Origin of the sequence: Myxococcus sp. AB025B (assembly GCF_006518215.1) — a bacterium.
Lineage (GTDB): Bacteria > Myxococcota > Myxococcia > Myxococcales > Myxococcaceae > Myxococcus > Myxococcus fulvus.
The window spans coordinates 1-476 of sequence record NZ_SRLW01000701.1 but is presented as its reverse complement, the minus strand read 5'-3'; the positions used below and the strand labels follow the sequence as shown (position 1 = coordinate 476).

Genomic DNA, 476 nt, shown 5'->3' with positions numbered 1-476 from the left:
TGGGTGTCCTCGATGGAGATGATTCGCTCTTCGTGTGGAATCTCGCCAACGAGCGCGTTGAGAAAGGTGGTTTTGCCGGACGATGTGCCACCGGCGACGAGCACGTTCTTGCGCTGCCGCACCATGGTCGACAGCGCGTGCGCGAGCCCGTCGTCGGAGACGTCGGGCGGGAAGATGATCTGATCGTCGTCAGGGTTGCGCGCGACGGAAGAAGAGAACGCGCCCATCGCCGTGTAGTCGGAGAGCGTCAGGTTCTTTTCACGGTGACGGCGAATGCTGAGGGCGTGCCCGTCGATTGCGGTCGGGCGCATGACTGCGGCGATCCGCAGCCCCTTATGGCCGGCGTTGATGATCCCTTGATCGGTGCCTTTGACCGCCGATTTCTCAACCGACGAAGCCAGCGCGCGGATTGCGCCTTCAAGCTTCTTGGGCTCCAGCATGAGATCGAGACGCTCCAATCGGCCCTTGCGTTCAAC

General features: G+C 62.2%; 1 protein-coding gene. It reads right to left on the bottom strand.

Translation table 11 applies throughout. The annotated features are described in order from the left end of the window. Positions 1-440 (bottom strand): ATPase, T2SS/T4P/T4SS family (locus FL311_RS43575; protein WP_228557490.1); only part of this gene is annotated, 440 nt, incomplete at its 3' end. Between the last annotated feature and the right edge of the window lie 36 nt (positions 441-476).